General features: G+C 40.9%; 21 protein-coding genes. 10 read left to right on the forward strand and 11 right to left on the reverse strand.

Going from position 1 to position 19,287, the window contains the following annotated elements:
• Window positions 1-195: 195 nt before the first annotated feature.
• The 3 genes from C427_RS28690 (at window position 196) to C427_RS03400 (ending at window position 4,182) form a co-directional block, all read left to right on the forward strand.
• Complete coding sequence (locus tag C427_RS28690; protein WP_015430411.1) at window positions 196-870, forward strand: cytosine permease; 675 nt, start codon at window positions 196-198, stop codon at window positions 868-870.
• Window positions 836-1,672: a cytosine permease gene (locus tag C427_RS28695; RefSeq protein ID WP_015430412.1), complete on the forward strand. Its 837-nt coding sequence runs from the start codon at window positions 836-838 to the stop codon at window positions 1,670-1,672. Before C427_RS28690 ends, C427_RS28695 begins: the two co-directional genes overlap by 35 nt.
• Before the next feature lie 158 nt (window positions 1,673-1,830).
• Window positions 1,831-4,182, forward strand: coding sequence for a TonB-dependent receptor (locus tag C427_RS03400; protein ID WP_007640632.1), 2,352 nt, complete (start codon window positions 1,831-1,833; stop codon window positions 4,180-4,182).
• 305 nt (window positions 4,183-4,487) lie between these two features.
• Here C427_RS03400 and rutR read toward each other — a convergent pair whose 3' ends face one another.
• Complete coding sequence (gene rutR / locus C427_RS03405) at window positions 4,488-5,174, reverse strand: HTH-type transcriptional regulator RutR (protein WP_007640633.1); 687 nt, start codon at window positions 5,172-5,174, stop codon at window positions 4,488-4,490.
• A 347-nt stretch (window positions 5,175-5,521) separates the two neighbouring features.
• Here rutR and rutA point away from each other — a divergent pair, with 347 nt between their 5' ends.
• The 7 genes from rutA (at window position 5,522) to C427_RS03440 (ending at window position 11,507) form a co-directional block, all read left to right on the forward strand.
• Window positions 5,522-6,607 carry a pyrimidine utilization protein A gene (gene rutA / locus C427_RS03410; RefSeq protein ID WP_007640640.1) on the forward strand — a complete coding sequence of 362 codons (1,086 nt, stop codon included), beginning with the start codon at window positions 5,522-5,524 and terminating at the stop codon, window positions 6,605-6,607.
• Window positions 6,607-7,335, forward strand: coding sequence for a pyrimidine utilization protein B (gene rutB, locus C427_RS03415; protein WP_007640641.1), 729 nt, complete (start codon window positions 6,607-6,609; stop codon window positions 7,333-7,335). The genes rutA and rutB overlap by 1 nt, the downstream gene beginning before the upstream one ends.
• Window positions 7,336-7,387: 52 nt before the next feature.
• Window positions 7,388-7,771, forward strand: a complete 384-nt coding sequence (gene rutC / locus C427_RS03420; protein WP_007640642.1) for a pyrimidine utilization protein C — start codon at window positions 7,388-7,390, stop codon at window positions 7,769-7,771.
• 88 nt (window positions 7,772-7,859) lie between these two features.
• The gene (gene rutD / locus C427_RS03425) at window positions 7,860-8,645 is read left to right on the forward strand and encodes a pyrimidine utilization protein D (protein WP_007640643.1); all 786 of its coding nucleotides are present in this window, start codon (window positions 7,860-7,862) and stop codon (window positions 8,643-8,645) included.
• Window positions 8,646-8,669: 24 nt separating this feature from the next.
• Window positions 8,670-9,260: a malonic semialdehyde reductase gene (locus tag C427_RS03430; RefSeq protein WP_007640644.1), complete on the forward strand. Its 591-nt coding sequence runs from the start codon at window positions 8,670-8,672 to the stop codon at window positions 9,258-9,260.
• A gap of 34 nt (window positions 9,261-9,294) precedes the next feature.
• Window positions 9,295-9,825, forward strand: coding sequence for a flavin reductase (locus C427_RS03435; RefSeq protein ID WP_007640646.1), 531 nt, complete (start codon window positions 9,295-9,297; stop codon window positions 9,823-9,825).
• Between the two features lie 191 nt (window positions 9,826-10,016).
• Window positions 10,017-11,507, forward strand: a complete 1,491-nt coding sequence (locus tag C427_RS03440; RefSeq protein WP_007640648.1) for a CoA-acylating methylmalonate-semialdehyde dehydrogenase — start codon at window positions 10,017-10,019, stop codon at window positions 11,505-11,507.
• A 57-nt stretch (window positions 11,508-11,564) separates the two neighbouring features.
• Here C427_RS03440 and C427_RS26990 read toward each other — a convergent pair whose 3' ends face one another.
• The 10 genes from C427_RS26990 to C427_RS03475 all read right to left on the reverse strand — a co-directional run bounded on the left by C427_RS26990 (window position 11,565) and on the right by C427_RS03475 (window position 19,235).
• On the reverse strand, window positions 11,565-11,729 hold the full coding sequence (locus C427_RS26990; protein ID WP_007640650.1) for an ACT domain-containing protein: 165 nt from the start codon (window positions 11,727-11,729) through the stop codon (window positions 11,565-11,567).
• A 93-nt stretch (window positions 11,730-11,822) separates the two neighbouring features.
• Window positions 11,823-12,167, reverse strand: coding sequence for an NAD(P)-dependent oxidoreductase (locus tag C427_RS26995; protein ID WP_015430413.1), 345 nt, complete (start codon window positions 12,165-12,167; stop codon window positions 11,823-11,825).
• Entirely contained in the window at window positions 12,095-12,304 is a 210-nt protein-coding gene (locus tag C427_RS28700) for a hypothetical protein (RefSeq protein WP_407636132.1), read from the reverse strand. Before C427_RS28700 ends, C427_RS26995 begins: the two co-directional genes overlap by 73 nt.
• Window positions 12,305-12,329: 25 nt before the next feature.
• Window positions 12,330-12,509, reverse strand: a complete 180-nt coding sequence (locus C427_RS27000; protein ID WP_015430414.1) for a D-3-phosphoglycerate dehydrogenase — start codon at window positions 12,507-12,509, stop codon at window positions 12,330-12,332.
• Window positions 12,510-12,524: 15 nt separating this feature from the next.
• A complete protein-coding gene (locus C427_RS27005) occupies window positions 12,525-12,689 on the reverse strand; it encodes a D-isomer specific 2-hydroxyacid dehydrogenase (protein WP_015430415.1) in 165 nt (54 codons plus the stop codon).
• A gap of 87 nt (window positions 12,690-12,776) precedes the next feature.
• Complete coding sequence (locus C427_RS03455; RefSeq protein WP_007640653.1) at window positions 12,777-13,901, reverse strand: phosphoserine transaminase; 1,125 nt, start codon at window positions 13,899-13,901, stop codon at window positions 12,777-12,779.
• A 217-nt stretch (window positions 13,902-14,118) separates the two neighbouring features.
• Window positions 14,119-16,818, reverse strand: a complete 2,700-nt coding sequence (locus tag C427_RS03460; RefSeq protein ID WP_007640655.1) for an ATP-binding protein — start codon at window positions 16,816-16,818, stop codon at window positions 14,119-14,121.
• An 18-nt stretch (window positions 16,819-16,836) separates the two neighbouring features.
• Window positions 16,837-18,132 carry an ABC transporter substrate-binding protein gene (locus C427_RS03465; RefSeq protein WP_007640656.1) on the reverse strand — a complete coding sequence of 432 codons (1,296 nt, stop codon included), beginning with the start codon at window positions 18,130-18,132 and terminating at the stop codon, window positions 16,837-16,839.
• A gap of 121 nt (window positions 18,133-18,253) precedes the next feature.
• The gene (locus C427_RS03470; protein WP_007640657.1) at window positions 18,254-18,706 is read right to left on the reverse strand and encodes a DUF4426 domain-containing protein; all 453 of its coding nucleotides are present in this window, start codon (window positions 18,704-18,706) and stop codon (window positions 18,254-18,256) included.
• Window positions 18,693-19,235: a YggT family protein gene (locus C427_RS03475; protein ID WP_007640658.1), complete on the reverse strand. Its 543-nt coding sequence runs from the start codon at window positions 19,233-19,235 to the stop codon at window positions 18,693-18,695. The genes C427_RS03470 and C427_RS03475 overlap by 14 nt, the downstream gene beginning before the upstream one ends.
• Between the last annotated feature and the right edge of the window lie 52 nt (window positions 19,236-19,287).

The following is a 19,287-nucleotide window of genomic DNA, read 5'->3' on the forward strand; positions in this document are numbered from 1 at the left end:
AAAAAAGTAAAAAGTAAAAAGTAAAAAGTAAATAGAGAGCAGAAAATGGATATAAACATATTTATTCAACTCGATATCAGCCGCTTTGAGAGCGATGGAAAACTCACTGGTATATAACGCCTAAACGATATTAATAATAGAAATAATGGCTAAGCAGCTCAAATCATTGACCCATATCAGCAGGCAGAAAAAATTGTGCTAAATACTAAAAAAGTTCCACAGCAATACGTATCTAAAATGGTCGAAGTGGGCGAGTTTATCGAGTTAAATGTTCAGGATGATGTTCGCAATAGCCCCCTATATAACGACGATATTGCTCCAACAAACGTTGCCCAGCGCACTTGGCATAAATGGGATGTTGCAGCACTCTGGGTCGGTATGGCAATTTGTGTACCTACCTATACTCTTGGTGGAGTATTGACCGCTTATTTTGGATTGTCGGTAATCGAAGCCTTAATTACAATTTTGATTGCCAATATAATTGTGCTTATCCCGCTCACATTAAATGCCTTTTCTGGAACCAAATATGGCATACCTTTTCCCGTTTTATTACGCTCTTCGTTTGGTTTGTATGGTTCTAATTTACCCTGTTTAATTCGAGCAATCGTGGCATGTGGCTGGTTTGGTATTCAAACCTTATTTGGTGGCATTGCATGCCATATTTTATTGTCGAACCTTTCTGGAGATTGGGCTGCGTTAGGAAGCCAGGGGGAGGTGTATGGTTTTTTGATGTTTTGGGTTTTGAATTTGTATGTGGTGCTGAAAGGGTCTGATTCTATTAAAAAAATTGGAAAACTGGTCAGCGCCTATATTGTTAACAATGGGGTTTGGTTTAATGCTTTGGGCCTTACCGCAAATAAATCTATCTGAGGTATTGGCTACCCCAGCGAGTCGCCCGAAAGAGGATTTATCGCTGCCTTATTTACTGGCCGGTGTGACTGCTATGGTGGGTTTTTGGGCTACTTTGAGCTTAAATATTCCAGATTTTAGCCGTTATGTAAAATCACAAAAAGATCAGATTGTGGGTCAGGTAGTAGGGCTCCCATTAACCATGTTATTTTTTGCCTCTCTGGGTGTAATACTTACATCCGCATCCACAGTGCTGGTGGGTGAAACAATCACCGATCCAATCAATCTTATCGGTAAAGTTGGCAACCCAACGGTTGTCGCTATTGCCATGGTCTTAATTATTATTGCCACACTTTCAACCAACAGTGCTGCAAATATTGTGTCTCCCACCAATGATTTTCAAAACCTCGCTCCAAAATTTATTAGCGAAAAACGTGGCGTCTTACTGAGTGGGTTAATTGCCCTGCTAATGATGAGTTGGGAGTTATTGAAAAAAATGCATTGGGTTGACTCCGATGTAAGCGTTGAAGCGATTTATTCAAACTGGCTGATGGGATATTCAAGTTTGTTAGGCCCTATCGCGGGGATCATGATTGTTGATTATTTTGTGATCAATAAACAACAGTTAGATTTGGTGTCTCTCTACCAACGAGGTGGGCGCTATGCGGACGTTAATTATCAAGGAATGGCAGCGTTTCTTATCCCAGTAGCACTGACCATATTCACTTTAACAACGGGGTATCTGAATTGGTTTTATGACTATGGCTGGTTTACAGGTTCAATCCTCGGCGCAACGCTTTATTACTGCTTTAAAAGGCAGTAGTCACTTCATCAGCGATTGGCGTTAGAACAAGCAAATATATCTAAAAAATTACCATGTAATAGAAAACCGTTAGTTCTTTATTCGATTTTTTTATCGGATAAGGGGGAAGCGTGTGCGATTGAGTTTGATATTTATAACGATAAAACAGGGGAATGAAAATGATAAAGATACACACATTAACACTAAAATTAAGTTTATTGCCGCTGGCAGTCATCACGGCACTTTCACAAGCACAAGCGTCAAATCCTCCTGAGGAAGTGGCTTCTTCACCGGGCGTTTTTGAGCAAATCCTTATCACCGCGCAAAAAAGAGAACAATACCTAAATGATGTGAGCATTGCTGTTACCGCGTTTAGTGGTGAACAAATGGATAAGCTTGGGTTTGACGATAGTATCGATTTAATCGCATTTACGCCGGGGGTATCGCTGGCGGGTGATATTGGTGGTCAGCGAGCCATCTTCAATATTCGGGGTGTAGTACAAAATGATTATGCGGATATTGCTGAGGCACCGGTGGCGGTGTATGTCGACGGTGGATATTTGGCTAGCACACAAGCGCAAACCTTTGGCATATTTGATTTAGCACGGGTAGAAATTTTAAAAGGTCCGCAAGGTACACTATTTGGACGCAACGCCACAGGTGGATTAGTCAACACCATCACCGCCAAACCTAGTGATGAAACAGAAGGTTATGCAGAGTTCACTGCTGCCAGTTTTGAGCAATTTCGCTTAGAAGGCGCTCTTTCTGGCAGTCTTTCAGATTCTGTGAGGGGGCGTATTTCAATTTTATCTAATCAACAGGGTGAAATTTTAGAAAATATTTATCAGGATGGTTCTGAACCTGATACTCGAGAAGGTTCAGTAGGGGGCGGCGAAGATGGTTACAATGACGATACTCAAGCTATTCGTGGTCAAATTGAGTTTGATATTAATGACAATGGCTCAGTGTTGTTTAACGCAAATTGGGCTAAAACGACAAAAAGTGAAGGCCCCTATCAAGTCGTTAATACCACTGAAATTGCTGACGAAAACGGCAACATTATCGATGTTATTTTTGCTGCAGATGATCCTCTTGGATGTGACAAGATTCAGTTAGGTCAATGTGTTGACGCCAATTTTAACGGTGATCCGCTACGCCCTGTCCAAGGTGGCGACTTTAATGGTAACTTCGACCCCGATGGCAGCGGTAATAAAGTTAATAAGGATTTCGCTTTTGATGATCAAAACAAAATTGAATCAAAAGGTTTAATGGCCACTGTTAATTATGACTTTGATTTTATGCAATTAGTCTCCATTACCGATTACAAGAAATTTACTCGGGTTGTCGGACTCGACTCTGATCAAACAGCCTCTCCTGAGCTGATTTTTCAATCCGACGGAGACATAGACCAAATTAGTCAGGAGTTTCGTTTTTCTGGTGAAAGTGATTCACTTAGCTGGGTAAGTGGTCTTTATTATTTAGGGATTGATACAGATTATATTCAGGGTCTTGCTGCTTCTCCTTCGGCAGGTTTTCTTGCTGGTGAAGAGGTCAATACCTTAGCTGATATAAGTACTGACTCTTTGTCATTATTTGGACAAATAGATTATTACTTATCCGACTCTTTAATCTTGGTTGCTGGTGCACGTGTGATCAAAGAAAACAAAAGTTTAGACGGTCTAGTTTTTTCAAATGCGAATACTAATGACCGAGTCATTGAAGTTGACTTAAACGGGGTGTTGTTTGAAGAAGCATATTTAGATAATGATCAAAATTTATGGTCAGCTAAAATACAACTCGACTATTCTCCAAATACTGACACCCTCTATTATGCTGGTATCAATCGCGGGGTAAAAGCAGGTAGTTTTAATGCTCCCCTATTTGGTGGATTTAGTCGTTATAAACCTGAAGTATTAGTTTCTTATGAAGCGGGCACAAAACATACGCTAAACGAGGGTAAGGTGCAGATAAACGGAAGTTTATTTCACTATGATTATGCAGATTATCAGTCTTTTTCATGGGTAAATAACGCTGGGGTAGTATTTAATGAACAAGCGAATTTTACGGGTGCAGAAGTTGAGATATTCCTCAACGCTGGTGAGGGATTAGACATCATGTTTGGTATGTCTTATGTCGATGCAAAAGTTGAAAACCTTGAAGTGGCTTCTGGCGTCTTTAAAGATACGACTCCTCCATACACCCCTAAATTACAAGCTTCAGGTCTTGTTCGTTATAACTGGGATATTCAAAGCGGTAATGTGGCGGTTCAAGTAAGTGGTTCTTATCAATCCCATACATTCCACAATGCTAGAAATTTCACTGCACATAGGATTGACAGTCACTTTAAAGCGGATGCCAATCTAGCTTGGACTGATAACGAAGACAAATGGAGTGTGTTTGCCTATGTAGACAACCTGACTGATTCTGACCATGCTTTGATTGGTTTTGATGTAACAGGTTTCTACGGCACGACACAAATTTCTTATGCAAAACCTAGAACTGCTGGAGTAACTGTCAAAAGAAATTTTTAAGCCTTCAAAACTCAGGCAATAAATCAATTTCTAATACATCACCCGTTGTAATTCAACCAAGCGTTTACGATGGGTGCTTGTTATTTGTTTTCTTGCATGTTGATTCGCCTGGGCTCGGAAGCAGGCTTTACTTCATTTTATGTTGATTGTTAAAGCCTAGGCTTTTAGGTATGCAGTCATGTGATTTGTTTGTGTATGTATGTATGAGCTTGATTCATCTTGATTGGGCTTAAACAACAAAGAGCTAGTTTCTTCACCCATTGTGGCACAGTAAAACGTCCTCACGTTACACCAATGTCTGTTCGTTATTTAATCGGGCGTACACCATTAAGAATAATGCTTTGTAGATTCTTTAAGGTAGTGGCAAAAAAGTCTGGATCGTCGAGGGTCTTGCCGGTGACCGCTTCCACTTGTATACGAAAATCTGCATAGTGCTGAGTGGTAGCCCAGATTGAAAAGATCAGGTGATATGGGTCTACAGGAGCTAGTTTACCTAATTTAATCCAAGCGTTAATAACGTGTACTTTTGACTCAACCAGTGCCCGTAATGGTGAATTTAGTTCATTGAATAGTAAAGGCGCGCCTTGCACCATTTCCATACAAAATAAACGTGACTCAGCTGGGTTGTCTCTGGATAGCTCAAGCTTGGTTTTTATATAATTGCTAATGGTCTGGATGGGATCCTGCTCGACGCTAAAACCCTGTAAAGGCTGAAGCCAGACGTCTAAAAGCTGCTTTATTACCTCTAAATAGAGCTGTTCTTTGCTACTAAAATAATATAATAAGTTGGTTTTAGAAACGTCAGCTTTATCTGCTACCTGTTCGACGCTGGTGCCGTGTACGCCGCTGCGTGAAAACAAATTTAGCGCAGCTTGCATAATAATTTTACGCTTATTCTGCTGAGCCTGATCACGTCTTCTTTCGGCGCTTGGGCTTAACTTTCTGGTTGATTTTTGTTTTGTTGTTTTTATTTTAACCAAGGGTGTTTTCATCTAATTACTGACTACCTATGACACAAGTGTAAAACCTCCTCCTTTATTTATCTAGTTTATTCAACTTCAACGTGCACTGTGCTTCAACCTGATCGTTTATTTAGTGTTGCATCATTTTTGCGCAAAAGTGCACAAACTTAATGCTCCAGCATGGACTGAATGGTCTGTTTTGGATTATTTTTTCACATAAGTTATTGTATATAATGATTTTTATATGGTTGGTCCGGTTTATGCTAACTAACGACTAACCGTGATTGAGTTTGCAAGGTTTTATTTGTCACTCATCATTTAACATCTCCAACGACATAATATGTCCGTTGGCAGTAAAAAATAAAAGTGAGGCGATAATGGACGTAGGCGTATTTATTCCAATTGGCAACAATGGCTGGCTGATTTCTAAAACATCACCACAATACAAACCCACCTTTGATTTGAACAAAGAAATTGTGCAAAAAGCTGAGCATTATGACTTGGACTTTGCACTTTCTATGATCAAGTTACGGGGATTCGGTGGGCAGACCGAATTTTGGGACTACAACCTAGAATCTTTCACACTTATGGCGGGTTTAGCGGCAGTGACGAAGAAAATAAAATTATATGCAACTGCTGCTACGTTGGTCACGCCACCCGCTATTATGGCTCGTATGGCTACCACAATTGATTCTATTTCTGGTGGGCGTTTTGGGGTAAATCTGATAACGGGTTGGCAGCGTCCTGAGTATTCACAAATGGGTATGTGGCCTGGCGATGAGTTTTTCTCAAATCGTTACGAGTACCTAGGGGAATATATAAAAGTATGTAAAGAGTTATGGGAAACCGGGAAAAGTGATTTTAAAGGCGAACATTTCCAAATGGACGACTGCCGCATGCTGCCTATGCCTCAGAAGAAGATCCCTATTATCTGTGCGGGTCAAAGTACAGCAGGTATGGAGTTTTCAGCCCAGCATGCCGATTACAATTTTTGTTTTGGTAAAGGCGTTAATACGCCAACTGCATTTTCACCAACGTCAGAACGTTTAATATCAGTAGCGCAGAAGGCCGGTCGTGACGTAGGTTCAGTGGTGCTTATTATGGTCATTGCAGATGAAACTGATGAAAAAGCCATGGCCAAGTGGGAAATGTACAAAGAGGGTAAAGATCAAAGCGCCTTGGATTGGATGACGAATCAAGGCGCAGTCGATAAAAAATCGGGCAAAGATACCAATATACGTGACATGACTGACCCAACTTCAGCCGTGAACTTGAATATGGGCACATTGGTTGGTTCTTTCGCTTCTGTAGCAGCTATGCTGGATGAAATTGATACTGTGCCCGGTTGTGAAGGGGTACTGCTGACCTTTGATGAGTTTATTCAGGGCATGGATGACTTCGGTCAAAAGATCCAACCTTTAATGAAATCTCGTCAGCACTTAACAGCAGCAGCGGTGGTCTAATGTCAAAGGTTGTTGAATACGCCGTAGCGGGTTATTGCAAAGGTGATAAGCCAAACGAAGTAATTTTGCCTGCTAAACCAGAACCTTTAGCACTAAATATTACACAAACAGCGCTAATTGTAGTGGATATGCAAAACGCTTATGCCAGTAAAAATGGATATTTAGATAAAGCTGGTTTTGATATTTCTAGCACTGGACGGGTGATTGCCCAAACGGCTAAAGCTATTATAGCGGCTAGAGCAGTGGGCATACCCATCGTCTTTCTTCAAAACGGTTGGGATAAAGAATATACAGAAGCGGGAGGACCAGGCTCACCTAACTGGTATAAGTCTAACGCGCTAAAAACTATGCGCAAGCAGCCTGAACTAATGGGGACGTTGTTAGCGAAAGGCAGCTGGGATTATGAGCTAGTTGACGAACTCAAGCCGCTAGAAGCTGACATCATTATCCCTAAAACCCGATACAGCGGCTTTTATAATACTAACTTAGACAGCATGTTGCGCAGCCGTGGTATTCGCAATTTAGTTTTTACCGGTATCGCCACTAATGTCTGTGTAGAGTCAACGTTGCGAGATGGTTTTTTCCTTGAATATTTTGGTGTCGTGCTGGCCGATGCCACACATCAAGCAGGTTCAGATGTTATTCAAGCATCATCACTATTTAATATTGCGACCTTCTTCGGCTGGATATCCAGTGTTGAAGAATTTTGTAAAGCTGTCAGTCAGTAAACCAAATAACATAAAGTCATATTTATTAATTTAACATTGAAGGTAATGAACCATGAGTAAAACATCAATTATTCCAGCTGGAAGCGGCAAGCCACTTGCCCCTTTTGTACCCGGCTCCATGGCTGACAACATCTTGTATGTATCAGGAACACTCGCTTTTGATAAAGACAATAATGTAGTGCATGTGGGTGACGCTGAAGCACAAACCCGCCACGTGTTGGAAACCATCAAAGCTGTGGTTGAAACCGCTGGTGGCACTATGGATGATGTCACTTTTAACACCATTATGATCACAAACTGGGACGATTATCCTGCGCTGAATAAAGTGTATGCCGAATATTTCCCCGGCGAAAAGCCTGCTCGCTATTGTATTCAGTGCGGTTTAGTTAAACCCGATGCTTTAGTCGAAATTGCCAGCATAGCGCATATAGGTTAATGATGTTAATGACTGCTAGTGGGTTGCTAGAAAAATCAGGTATATATTTTAAACAGCAATTTTTTGTTGTTTTTGATGGAGCTTAATTATGTACTTTGAAATACTTGGCTCGAAAAACCCAGATGCTCCCACAGTTGTTTTGAGTTCAGGATTGGGTGGTTCTGCACATTTTTGGCAGGCGCAGTTACCGGTTTTGCAAAGTGGTTACCGGGTTATTGTTTATGACCAAAATGGAACAGGGAGAAGTCCAGCGAGTTTACCTTCAGATTATTCCATTCAATCGATGGCGGATGAATTACTCGCAATCTTGGACCATACAAAGATAACCCATTGTCATTTTATCGGACATGCATTAGGCGGCTTAGTAGGTTTGAATATTGCTCTACAACGCCCTGAAATTTTGCAAAGTTTGGTATTGATTAATGCGTGGAGTAGCCCAAACCCACACACTTTACGCTGTTTTCGGGTGCGTCAATCTTTGTTGCACAACAGCCCCCCCGAAATGTATTTACAAGCTCAAGCGTTATTTTTATATCCGCCAGACTGGATCATGCTCAACATCGAACGATTAGAACAAGAAGAGCAACATATGTTGGAGCACTTTCCTAATCAAGACAATTTATTGGCTCGTATTAAAGCGCTAAGCGAGTTTAATATAGACTCGCAACTTGGGGCTATAAAAACAGACACATTAGTGGTCGCCAATAAAGATGATATGTTGGTGCCCTGGCAACGCTCAGAAGTATTAGCATCAGGTTTGGTCAATGGGACTTTGCGAGTCTTTGATTATGGTGGACATGCCTGCACGATAACCGAGCCTAAGATATTTAATGATCTTTTACTCACACATTTATCTCACTATGACGCTAAATAACCGGACTATTTTGGAAAATATTTTATGACCTCAACATTAGATGACAATGCATTAGCTCAGCTTTTCACTGAGGCTCACTCTCATGTGAGCTGGCAAGACAAAGCGATCCCTGAGGTGTTAATAAAGCAACTCTATGACATGGTAAAACTTTGTCCAACATCAGCCAACTGTAGCCCCGCAAGATTTGTATTCGTAACCTCACAAGAGGGCAAACAAAAGCTTAAACCCTCATTGTCTAAAGGTAACGTAGAAAAAACCATGACAGCTCCTTGCACGGTTATTGTGGCTTACGATGAAGAGTTTTATGAAGAGTTACCGACATTGTTTCCATATGCCGATGCCAAGAGTTGGTTTACATCTAGTCCAGAAGCAGCTTATGAAACTGCCATGCGTAATAGTTCTATGCAAGGTGCTTATTTGATCAGTGCCTCACGGGCTTTGGGATTGGACATCGGCGCTATGTCTGGGTTTGATCCTAATTTGTTGAATGAGACCTTTTTCTCTGAGAACAAATGGAAAGTGAATTTTCTTATAAACTTAGGTTATGGCGATGGTGATAAGTCCCATAAACGTTTACCTCGTTTGACCTTCGAACAAGCTTGTAAAATAATCTAAAGAAATAGACATCTAAATAGGAGTGAAATAAGCCATGAGTGCACTAAAAGAAGTGAAAGTAGAACCAGAAGTGGCTTGTATTTCAGCTGAAGAATTTAAACAGGGCATGTCTGCGTTTCCGGGTGCGGTGAATATAGTGACCACTGAGGTTGGGAATATTAAAGTTGGCTTTACCGCTACAGCGGTATGCAGTGTGAGTGACAACCCTCCCACTTTGTTAGTTTGCCTAAATCGTGGAGCGTCGGTTCACAAAACCTTTTTTGAAAGCGATAGCTTAGTCATTAATACCCTGGATGCAGGCCAAGATAATTTATCTAACTTATTTGGTGGTAAAGCACCAATGGAAGAACGTTTTGCTAACGCAATCTGGGAAACATTAGTCACTGGCGCACCTGTATTAACAAATGCGGCGGTTTCGTTTGATTGTAAAATTACCGAAGTAAAAAGTGTGGCTACTCATGATGTAATTTTTTGTGAAGTGGTAGGCATTAAACAAAAAAAACAAGCTGGCTCCTTAATATATTATCAACGCGGATATTATCATTTGGGTAAAGGCAACGAGTAAAAGTTGGTTGAATAACAAGCCTAGGGTAGAAAAATGTATTACATTTACTTTGAAAGACTAGCAGGTGGCTTTAGTCCTTACGACAGCAATTATAAGATTTTTGTCTAGCCTCCTAATCCAAGAACTAATATTTAAATTAAATTGCCACACGTCTTTTATGCGTCGATTGTTGGCTTTTTTTGAGGAAAAACATGATAACTATAGGACATTTTATTAACGGCCTGTCAGTGGCACACGAAGGACGGACTCAAGACGTCTATAACCCAGCGACGGGTATTGCAGATAAAAAAGTGCTGCTGGCATCAAAAAAAACTGTGCAAGAAGCCATTAACGCTGCGCAGGCCGCTTTTCCTGCTTGGCGTAACACACCTGTTATTAAGCGTGCCAGAGTCATGTTTAAGTTTAAGCAGTTGCTAGAAGATAACGCAGATCACATTGCTCAGCTTATAGGTCAAGAGCACGGTAAAATTAGTCATGACGCCGCAGGCGAATTACAGCGTGGTATTGAAAACGTCGAGTTTGCTTGCGGTGCACCACAATTGTTGAAAGGTGAGCATAGCCGTAACGTAGGACCTGGCATTGATTCATGGAGCGAATTCCAACCCTTGGGTGTGGTAGCAGGCATCACGCCTTTTAACTTCCCCGCCATGGTGCCTTTGTGGATGTATCCCTTGGCTATTGTGTGTGGTAATACTTTTGTGCTTAAACCTTCAGAGCGCGATCCAAGCTCAACTTTATTTATTGCTTCATTACTAAAAGAGGCAGGTTTGCCCGATGGGGTAATGAATGTGGTTAACGGCGATAAAGAAGCGGTAGATGTATTACTAACCAATCCGCTTGTTAAAGCAATCAGTTTTGTTGGTTCAACCCCCATTGCTGAATACATTTACACTACCGCCAATGCCCACGGTAAACGTTGTCAAGCATTGGGAGGGGCGAAAAATCATGCCATTGTTATGCCTGATGCAGATATGGACAACGCAGTTAACCAATTACTTGGCGCTGCTTTTGGTTCATCTGGCGAACGCTGCATGGCTTTATCAGTAGCCGTAGCAGTAGGGGATGCAGCAGGTGATGCACTGGTTGAAAAGATGCAAAAAGCCATGACAGGACTAAGCGTGGGGGCATATGACGAGTCGAGTAATGATTTTGGCCCAGTAATCACTTGCCAGCATAAAGACAAGGTAGTGGGCTATATTGATAGTGCTGAGCAACAGGGTGCAAAAATAGTTGTCGACGGACGACACCCAAAAGTGAAGGGCTACGAGAACGGATTTTTTGTTGGGGCGACCTTAATTGATGGCGTAACTATCGATATGGACAGTTATAAAGCTGAAATCTTTGGGCCTGTTTTACAAGTTATCCGTGTCGATACGATGCAACAAGCGATGCAACTAATTGATGACCATGAATACGGTAATGGCACTTGTATTTTTACTCGAGACGGTGAAGCCGCACGTTATTTCTCAGATAATATTCAAGTTGGGATGGTGGGTATTAACGTGCCGTTACCTGTGCCTGTGGCTTACCACAGTTTTGGTGGTTGGAAACGTTCGTTGTTTGGTGACTTACACGCTTATGGTCCAGATGGCGTGCGTTTTTACACTAAGCGCAAAACTATTACTCAAAGATGGCCATCAAGTGGAGTAAGGGAAGGCGTGAGCTTTGCGTTTCCGAGTTAACCCAACTCTAAATATTCAGCATCGTTTAGCACTCACGGTCTCGAACTTGGGCTTGCCTTAATCAATGAGCCTGACTGTCGTCACATGTTCAATATTACGAATCGCTTCAATGACATGGCCATTTTCCATTTGTACATCGAGTATGTTGTAGGCCAAATCGCCATGGATTTTGTTTATTATATCAATTACATTTTCGATGTGGTCAGCTAAAACAGGTAACACGCTGCAGAGTACTTTTAGTAAGTTTTTATCAGCAAAAATTATGCGTTGTCTATGGCATATTGCTATGCCGACTTCTGAAAAGTTAACCGAGTTCTAGATATTGCCGTTTCCTAGGTAATTCATAACTTGATCTGCGGCCATAATCGCACAATTCCCTTCAGCTTCTGTCGTTGATGCACCTATGTGTGGCATGGCTATTGTGTTATTTCGACCATAAAAAATGGGCTCAGGGAAGTCGCACACGTACCTCCTTAATTGGCTACTATTGACTGCATTTATTATGGCTTGTGGATCAACGATAGACTCACGAGCGAAGTTCACTAACAGCATCCCAGGTTTGGCTTGAGCTAGTGCACTTTGATTGATCATATGATGGGTCGGTTTGATGGCGGGTACGTGCAAACCGACATAATCACAACAGGCGAGCAGGGTGTACATGTTTTCAGCTTTTTGTACGTCGCTAGACAAACGCCAAGCCGCTTCAATTGAAAACGTAGGGTAAAGCCTACTACATTCATGCCAAGTGCTAGTGCCATGTCGGCAACTAACGAACCTATTGCACCTAAGCCAATAATACCGAGGGTTTTACCTTTAAGTTCGTTACCTGCAAAATTTTTTTTGTGTCTCTAGCGTTTTGTGTAATTCACCTGCATCATACACATCGTGTAAGGTGGTGACATGGTCAATGCCTAATTTTATACCGCGAGAGCCTAAAAATAGTCCAGCGAGCACTAATTCTTTTACTGCATTTACATTAGCTCCAGGCGCATTAAATACCACTATGCCCTTTTGGCTTCAGTCTTCAACAGGTACATTGTTTACACCTGTACCAGACCTCGCGATGGCTAACACTGTGTCTGCCAAGGTTTCATTGTGTAATTTATGACTGCGTAGCAACACTGCATCGGGATGTCCAATATCCGAGACTACTTCGTATTTTTCCGCGACTGAAGCGGTCAAGTCCTTTGACCGAAATCTGATTAAAGGTGTTAACTTTGTACATGTTATTCCTTACCTTTTTGGGCGTGAGTAAGTGGGATTAGTAGCTTAAAGAATTTGCTTTTTTACGCTGTGGTATGCCCACTCAAGCCAAGGCATTAAGGCTTCAAGGTTGCTATTTTCAATAGTAGCTCCGCACCAAATCCTGAGACCTGCTGGCGCATCTCGGTAAGCTCCAATGTCGAAGGCGACGTGATGCTCCTCAAGCAATTTCACAACTGATTTGATTTGATTTGGAGTTAAATCGAAGGTTAAACAGACACTGGTATTTGAGCGTATATTGCTGTCTTGAGCCAGAAAAGCAACCCAATCGTGTTGCTCTACAAACGCAGCTATGGTGGCTAGATTTTGGTCTGCAATAGCGATTGTCGCACTTACGCCACCTAATGACTCAACCCAATCTAACGCGTCTAAATAATCCACAACACATAACATGGAAGGTGTATTAATCGTTGCACCAGTAAATAAGTCTTCTATTAATTTTCCGCCTTTGGTCATGCGAAAAATTTTTGGTAATGGCCATGTGGGTATATAACTTTCAAGGCGTTCGACTGCGCGAGGGCTAAGAATTAACATACCATGTCCACCTTCACCGCCCAGCACTTTTTGCCAGCTGTAGGTGATAACATCGAGTTTTTCCCAGTCCATTTTTTGTGCGAACACGGCTGAGGTGGCGTCACAAAATGTTAGCCCTTTTCGGTTTGAGTCAATCCAGTCTGCATTGGGTACTCTTGCGCCAGAGGTAGTACCGTTCCATGTAAAGATAACATCGTGATCACAGTTAACTTCTGTAAAATCAGGCAATTGACCATAGTCTGCACTCAAGACTCGAGTGTTTTCTAATTTTAATTGCTTGGTGATATCTGTGGCCCAACCTTGACCAAAAGATTCCCAGTATAATACATCAACAGGACGCTCACCCAACATCGACCACATAGCCATTTCCATCGCGCCAGTATCGGAAGCGGGTACAACAGCAACACGGTAACCTTCAGGCAAGCCCAAAATTTTAGCGGTATCTAAACAAGCTCTTTTTAACGCTTGTTTGCCAACAGTTGATCGATGAGAACGACCCAACACGGATAAATCAAGTTTACCGACATCGTAACCGGGGCGTTTTGCACAGGGGCCAGAAGAGAAATTAGGGTTGGCAGGTTTAAGGTTAGGGTGCATGATTGCCTCAAGCTAAAGGTGTGTGAAAATAATAAGCATTGAGAATACAAGTGATTGAAACTTATCACCAATATTCTAGTGTCATGAATTATATATAATGTGTTATATGGATGCTAAAAATGTCATGACCTTGGGTATTGCTGTATGTTTGCATACTGATACAACGATTCTGCAGCATACATTTTATTGTATTCAGATGGTTAGTCATGGGCTAATGTTAGGTGCTTCTTTTGGGAAGATACTTAGCAACTAAGTTTTCTAATGTTTTTTGTTTAAGAGGTTTGACTATGTAGTCATCCATCCCAGCTTCTTTGGCTTTGCTGTAATCTTGTTTCATCGCATTGGCTGATAGGCCACAAATAATAAGATTATTGTGGCCTTTTTGTCTCAACATGCGTGTTGCCTCGTAGCCATCCATTATCGGCATTTGTATATCCATAAAAACGAGATCGTATTGCGGTGAATTGACTATTTTGGTGACTGCTTGTTGTCCATTTTCGGCTACATCAAATGTTACACCCAGCAGTTTTAGCATTTCGCCAGCCACCATTTGGTTAATAGTGTTATCTTCCACTAACAATACATGTCCTTCATATGCAGCAATTTCATGAATATTGGCAATAGAAGGGCTTTGAATGACTTTTGATTCTTTTATAAATAATCGTTCCAAAAAAGTGGAAGCTTGATGCGGTGTGAAAGGATGTGATAAACACTCGCTTGGCCAAATGGCAGATAATTGATTGGGTAAATTACTTGGTTGGGAGAGGGTGATAAACCCGACGTTTAGTGCTTTGTTGACTAATTTGTCAATGGACTCATGATAAGCTCTGAAAGTCGATTGATTGTCGATATCGAGCAAAACTGAATCATTACTGGTTATGTCTTCAAAGGTTGCAGATAGCTGACTAAGAGGTAAATGATGATATTTTAATCCAATTTTATCGATATACTGTGTATTCAAAAAAACCATTTGAGCTTGACTAAAATAATACAACTTTCCGCTAGGTAATGGCCTGGCAGAAATTACCTCTGCCTCTTTGTCTGTTTTGGCTAAAGTAATTGCAACTTTAAAAGTACTCCCTTTATTCTCTTCGGAGTCCACCGTCACACTGCCCTCCATCAGTTCAACTAACTGCGTTACAATGGACAGTCCTAAGCCGCTACCCCCAAAATTTCTACTAGTAGAGCCATCGGCTTGAGTAAAAGAATCAAATACTTTACTGGCTTGCTCAGGATTCATACCAATGCCGGTGTCAGAGACTTCAAGGTACAAGGTCAGTAATTGAGTTTCTTCGTGAAGTCGAAAATCTATATCGATGCTTACCTGCCCATTTTGCGTAAACTTAATAGCGTTACTGCATAAGTTCAGTAGAATTTGATTGATCCTTAATGGGTCGCCTACTAATTGGGCTGGTAAATTTGGATTGCTATAAAACTTCACATTGAGATTTTTTTCTTGAGCGCGATTAGAAATATTGGCTAAGATATTGACGAATAATGATTCGACTGAAAACTCAACACTTTCTATGTCTAATTTACCCGCTTCAATTTTTGAGAAATCAAGAATGTCATTAATTAAGTTCATCAGTATCTGGCCTGAGTAGGCAGCTTTGGTGAGTTGTTTTCTTTGTGATTGGCTTAATTCTGAACGCAATACTATCTCTAACATACCAATAATACCGTTCATCGGTGTACGAATTTCATGACTCATATTAGCCAAAAACATACTCTTAGACGCGGTAGCTTGCTCTACTTTTTGATTTGACGCGACTAGTTGAGTATTTAACGCTTCTTGTTTAGCATTAATTAGCTGTGATTGTTCGAGCAAGGAAATAGTTTGTTTATTTTTTTCACGGAAAACATCTGCGGCTTGCGCCAATAGGCCTATTTCATCCTTGCGCTTAAGGCTTGGAATGCTATCAACATGTTTCCCTTTAGCTAATCGCTGGAAAACATTAGTGATAATATTGATAGGTAACATTATTCTGTAGGCTAAAAAGAGTGCCGTGAAGGTGACAAGAATAATGCTAACTAGCGAAAATAAGTCACTGCCAATTCGCGTTTTGTCGAGGGTTTGTTTGACGGCGATATTGGTGTTAGTGAATTTTTCGGTTACTAGTCTGTTTAACTCTCGGGCTAAAAATAAAAACTCGTTCGCTGACCCTGCCATCACCACATTGACCAAAAATAAGTAACCTCTGGTTATTTTAGTGAGTTGCAGAAAATCAGTTTCTACTTTGTTAAGTCTATCAATGGCTGTCTGAACGTTTTTTTTCGACTCTAGTTGTTGGCTAATTTGTACTTTTGCCAAAGACATTTGTCGTTGAAATGTACTAACAAGTTGCTGTTCTGGGTTTTGTAAATATTGCAGTAAAATGTTCTCTGCTCGAGCAATATGGTACTTAGTTTTTTCTAGTGAATCGAGTAGCGAACTAGCTTTATTTTCGCTAGTCGTAATCGTATTAAACAAGGCTTCTAGTTCACCCATCAGTTCCCTACTATATAGGGTTTGACGTTTGGTTCTTCCGTCCACTACACTGCTAAAGTTTTCGTTGTAATCATTCAAGTGAGTGCGCATACGCATAATATAATCTTGATATACATCACTATTTGCTTCTTGTGATGTAAGTTGTTCTAAACGCATTAAATTACTTTGGTTTTCTGCCATCAAAAAATTGAATCTACTCACTGCTGATTCGCTAGCTGACTCTTTATAAATGAGTACATTACGCTGTAAATCTATAACGTCTCGTTCTAGTTCTCGCACAATGCTCACCTTGATTACCGCTTGCTGGGTCAAATCAAGACTATCGACAAAAGTTGATTGTATGTTCCTAGATAAAAAAAATTGGGATAATAGCAGCAAGATTAAAATGGCTAAAACCAGCAATATCTGAGCTTTTATTGTCCTAAACATAGTATCTCCTGATTAATATTAAGAACTAATAAACTCATACCACTTTTGTAAGCTGTAATCGTAGGTGGGCATGGCGGTATTCCAAACGGCAATATTACTAAACCTTTTGATGTAGCTTCCTCCAGAACGAATATCGCCTTGTTGGACTGAAATTTTATCATCGGTTCCTTTGAGTGCTTGTGTCGCTTTTTTGCCTTGATACCAGTAATCCCATTCTGCGAGACTTAAAAATGAGGTGGAACGTTCAGGGTTAGAAATATAATAACCCTGCTTAGCTATGAATGCACCGGGCCAGCCAGATAACCACCAGTTCATATAGTCGTAGGCAGCGTCTTTATTCCTGCCGTGGGATGATGAAGATAGGCACATTACGCCATGCCGACCTCGGTACCCTTCTTTTGGGGCGGCATATGTAACGGGAATGCCTTGCCCGTTTAACGCCGATACTGCAGGAGAAAACATACTTTGTATCATTACACGACCAGTTCGCATAAAATCTACTGATTCAGGTACTGAATTCCAGAATCCACTAAAATGTTGCTGACGTTTGAAGTCAATAAGTACCTTAAATAATCGATCTAGATCTATTTTGCTTAAATTGCCAATATCGTTAAGGTTAACTAGGCCTTGAGCTTGAGAGGCTATTGCTAAGTCAAACAAGCCAATGTTAGGTGCATTGACAATACCCACTTTGCCGGAATATTTAGGGTCGAGCAACCAGCCCCAACTTTCGGTTTCATAGGCCTCTCCTTGTTTAACTACATTGGTGTTGTAACTAAAAGAATCAACATTGTGCACATAAGGTAAAAAGCTGATTTTATCCGTGTGCTCAGTGCCTAATGTACCGTTAGGCTCAATATGTAAGATTTTATGCGGTGCATCTCCGGCGCCCAATCTAGCATCTGTGCTGATTTTACCCGTTTTAGATAATGGGTTTATTTCGTCCCAATACCGCAGTCTCTTTTTTTCAATGGGTTGTATGGAGCCACTTGCCCATAGGGGTCTTATGCTATTCGACCATTGTTCGCACAAGTCAAAAGATTGCGGGTTCATTGACGCTTTTTGCAATACAGCGGCGCTCCCACGAGGCTCAAACATTAAATCGATGTCCAAGTCATCCATCGCTTTTTGGCGAAGTTTTTCTTGCAAGGTAACGTGAGTGCCTAGCACCCTGAGTTGAGTTCGTTGTCTGGAAAACACATAAGGGGCTTGGGTTATTGCTGTTACCCCAACTACTGCTTGGCTGATGGATTTTAGAGCTTGTCTACGGCTGATATCCTGTGACGATTGTGTTGGGACGTTACTTATAGCCATATTTAAAATTCACTTAAGAAACACTATAAAATCAACTTTTATCTACAATTAATTTAACAACAAAAATCAAAAGTATATAGGAGCAGTTTCATTGAATACTCTGCATTATAAAAATAGTGCCTTAATCAGCATAAAATTTATGTTGAAATTTTAATGTTTTTTGCTCAAGCCCATCGTTAATGTCGATAGATATCCGGTACTGCTCTAGGTCGCTAAAAGGCAGTACTGCCAAATAATAAATTGCCTTGCCCTCATTGACCTGCTTAAACGTTAGCTTTTTAACTACACCAATTAAGTTTCTAGCGTCACCCGTCAAAATTACTGATTGTGCTGTCTTGTCTTGCCTGTCTAACACTGAGATATTAATAAGAGCATTAAATTTGCTGCGCACTATGCCATATTGTTTGGCTACTTCAGGAGTTAAAAACGTACTGTTTAACGCAATGTAATGCACGTCCCAACTGCCTAGCACTTGTTTTTGTTCTGCGTTGACTTGAGAAGAAAACATCAGTCCTAGTGCTACTGAAAGACTCAATAAATAAAAATATATAACCTTCAAATTAAAAAATTCCAAATAAATCACCTAATAGTTTTTGAATAAACAATAACAGAAAGATCACCACCATTACCGATAAGTCTAATCCACCCATCTCAGGCATTCTTTTACGAATTGGGGCCAGCATTGGTTCAGTGAGTTGGCTTAATACTAATTCCATTGGGTTTCTGCCCTGGCTTACCCAGCTCATAATAGCGCGCAAAATAAGCACATACATCACTAAGGTCAGAATTTCTTTAATGACAATAACAAATGATACAACGACTAAGGACAAGACGTTGAGACTTGTTCCTCCCAACACCATGTTAAGAGTGACGACTTTTAATCCCGCAACCAATAGTGCAAACACCAGGGTTGCGGTATCTAAACGGCCGATCGAAGGTAACACTCTGCGCATAGGGGCCACTATAGGCTGAGTAGCTTTGACTACAAATTGGCTAAATGGATTGTAAAAATCCGCTCTGGCAAATTGTAACCATAGGCGTAATAAAACCACCATTAAATAAATGTTAAAAACAAAATCGATTAAAAACTGAACTGAACTCATATTATGGGTTTTCCTCGGTATCTGTCTGAGCTGTCAAAACTAAAGCATTTGA

This window comes from Paraglaciecola psychrophila 170, assembly GCF_000347635.1.
Classification (GTDB): Bacteria; Pseudomonadota; Gammaproteobacteria; order Enterobacterales; family Alteromonadaceae; genus Paraglaciecola; species Paraglaciecola psychrophila.

Coding starts and splice junctions, on each gene's coding strand:
- rutC (WP_007640642.1), top strand. CDS start 7,388: ATGAGTAAAACATCAATTATTCCAGCTGGAAGCGGCAAGCCACTTGCC.
- rutR (WP_007640633.1), bottom strand. CDS start 5,174: ATGAAAACACCCTTGGTTAAAATAAAAACAACAAAACAAAAATCAACC.
- C427_RS03400 (WP_007640632.1), top strand. CDS start 1,831: ATGATAAAGATACACACATTAACACTAAAATTAAGTTTATTGCCGCTG.
- C427_RS03455 (WP_007640653.1), bottom strand. CDS start 13,901: ATGCACCCTAACCTTAAACCTGCCAACCCTAATTTCTCTTCTGGCCCC.
- C427_RS03435 (WP_007640646.1), top strand. CDS start 9,295: ATGAGTGCACTAAAAGAAGTGAAAGTAGAACCAGAAGTGGCTTGTATT.
- C427_RS03465 (WP_007640656.1), bottom strand. CDS start 18,132: ATGGCTATAAGTAACGTCCCAACACAATCGTCACAGGATATCAGCCGT.
- C427_RS03430 (WP_007640644.1), top strand. CDS start 8,670: ATGACCTCAACATTAGATGACAATGCATTAGCTCAGCTTTTCACTGAG.
- rutA (WP_007640640.1), top strand. CDS start 5,522: ATGGACGTAGGCGTATTTATTCCAATTGGCAACAATGGCTGGCTGATT.
- rutD (WP_007640643.1), top strand. CDS start 7,860: ATGTACTTTGAAATACTTGGCTCGAAAAACCCAGATGCTCCCACAGTT.
- C427_RS28695 (WP_015430412.1), top strand. CDS start 836: ATGCTTTGGGCCTTACCGCAAATAAATCTATCTGAGGTATTGGCTACC.
- C427_RS03440 (WP_007640648.1), top strand. CDS start 10,017: ATGATAACTATAGGACATTTTATTAACGGCCTGTCAGTGGCACACGAA.
- C427_RS03475 (WP_007640658.1), bottom strand. CDS start 19,235: ATGAGTTCAGTTCAGTTTTTAATCGATTTTGTTTTTAACATTTATTTA.
- C427_RS26995 (WP_015430413.1), bottom strand. CDS start 12,167: ATGTACACCCTGCTCGCCTGTTGTGATTATGTCGGTTTGCACGTACCC.
- C427_RS03460 (WP_007640655.1), bottom strand. CDS start 16,818: ATGTTTAGGACAATAAAAGCTCAGATATTGCTGGTTTTAGCCATTTTA.
- rutB (WP_007640641.1), top strand. CDS start 6,607: ATGTCAAAGGTTGTTGAATACGCCGTAGCGGGTTATTGCAAAGGTGAT.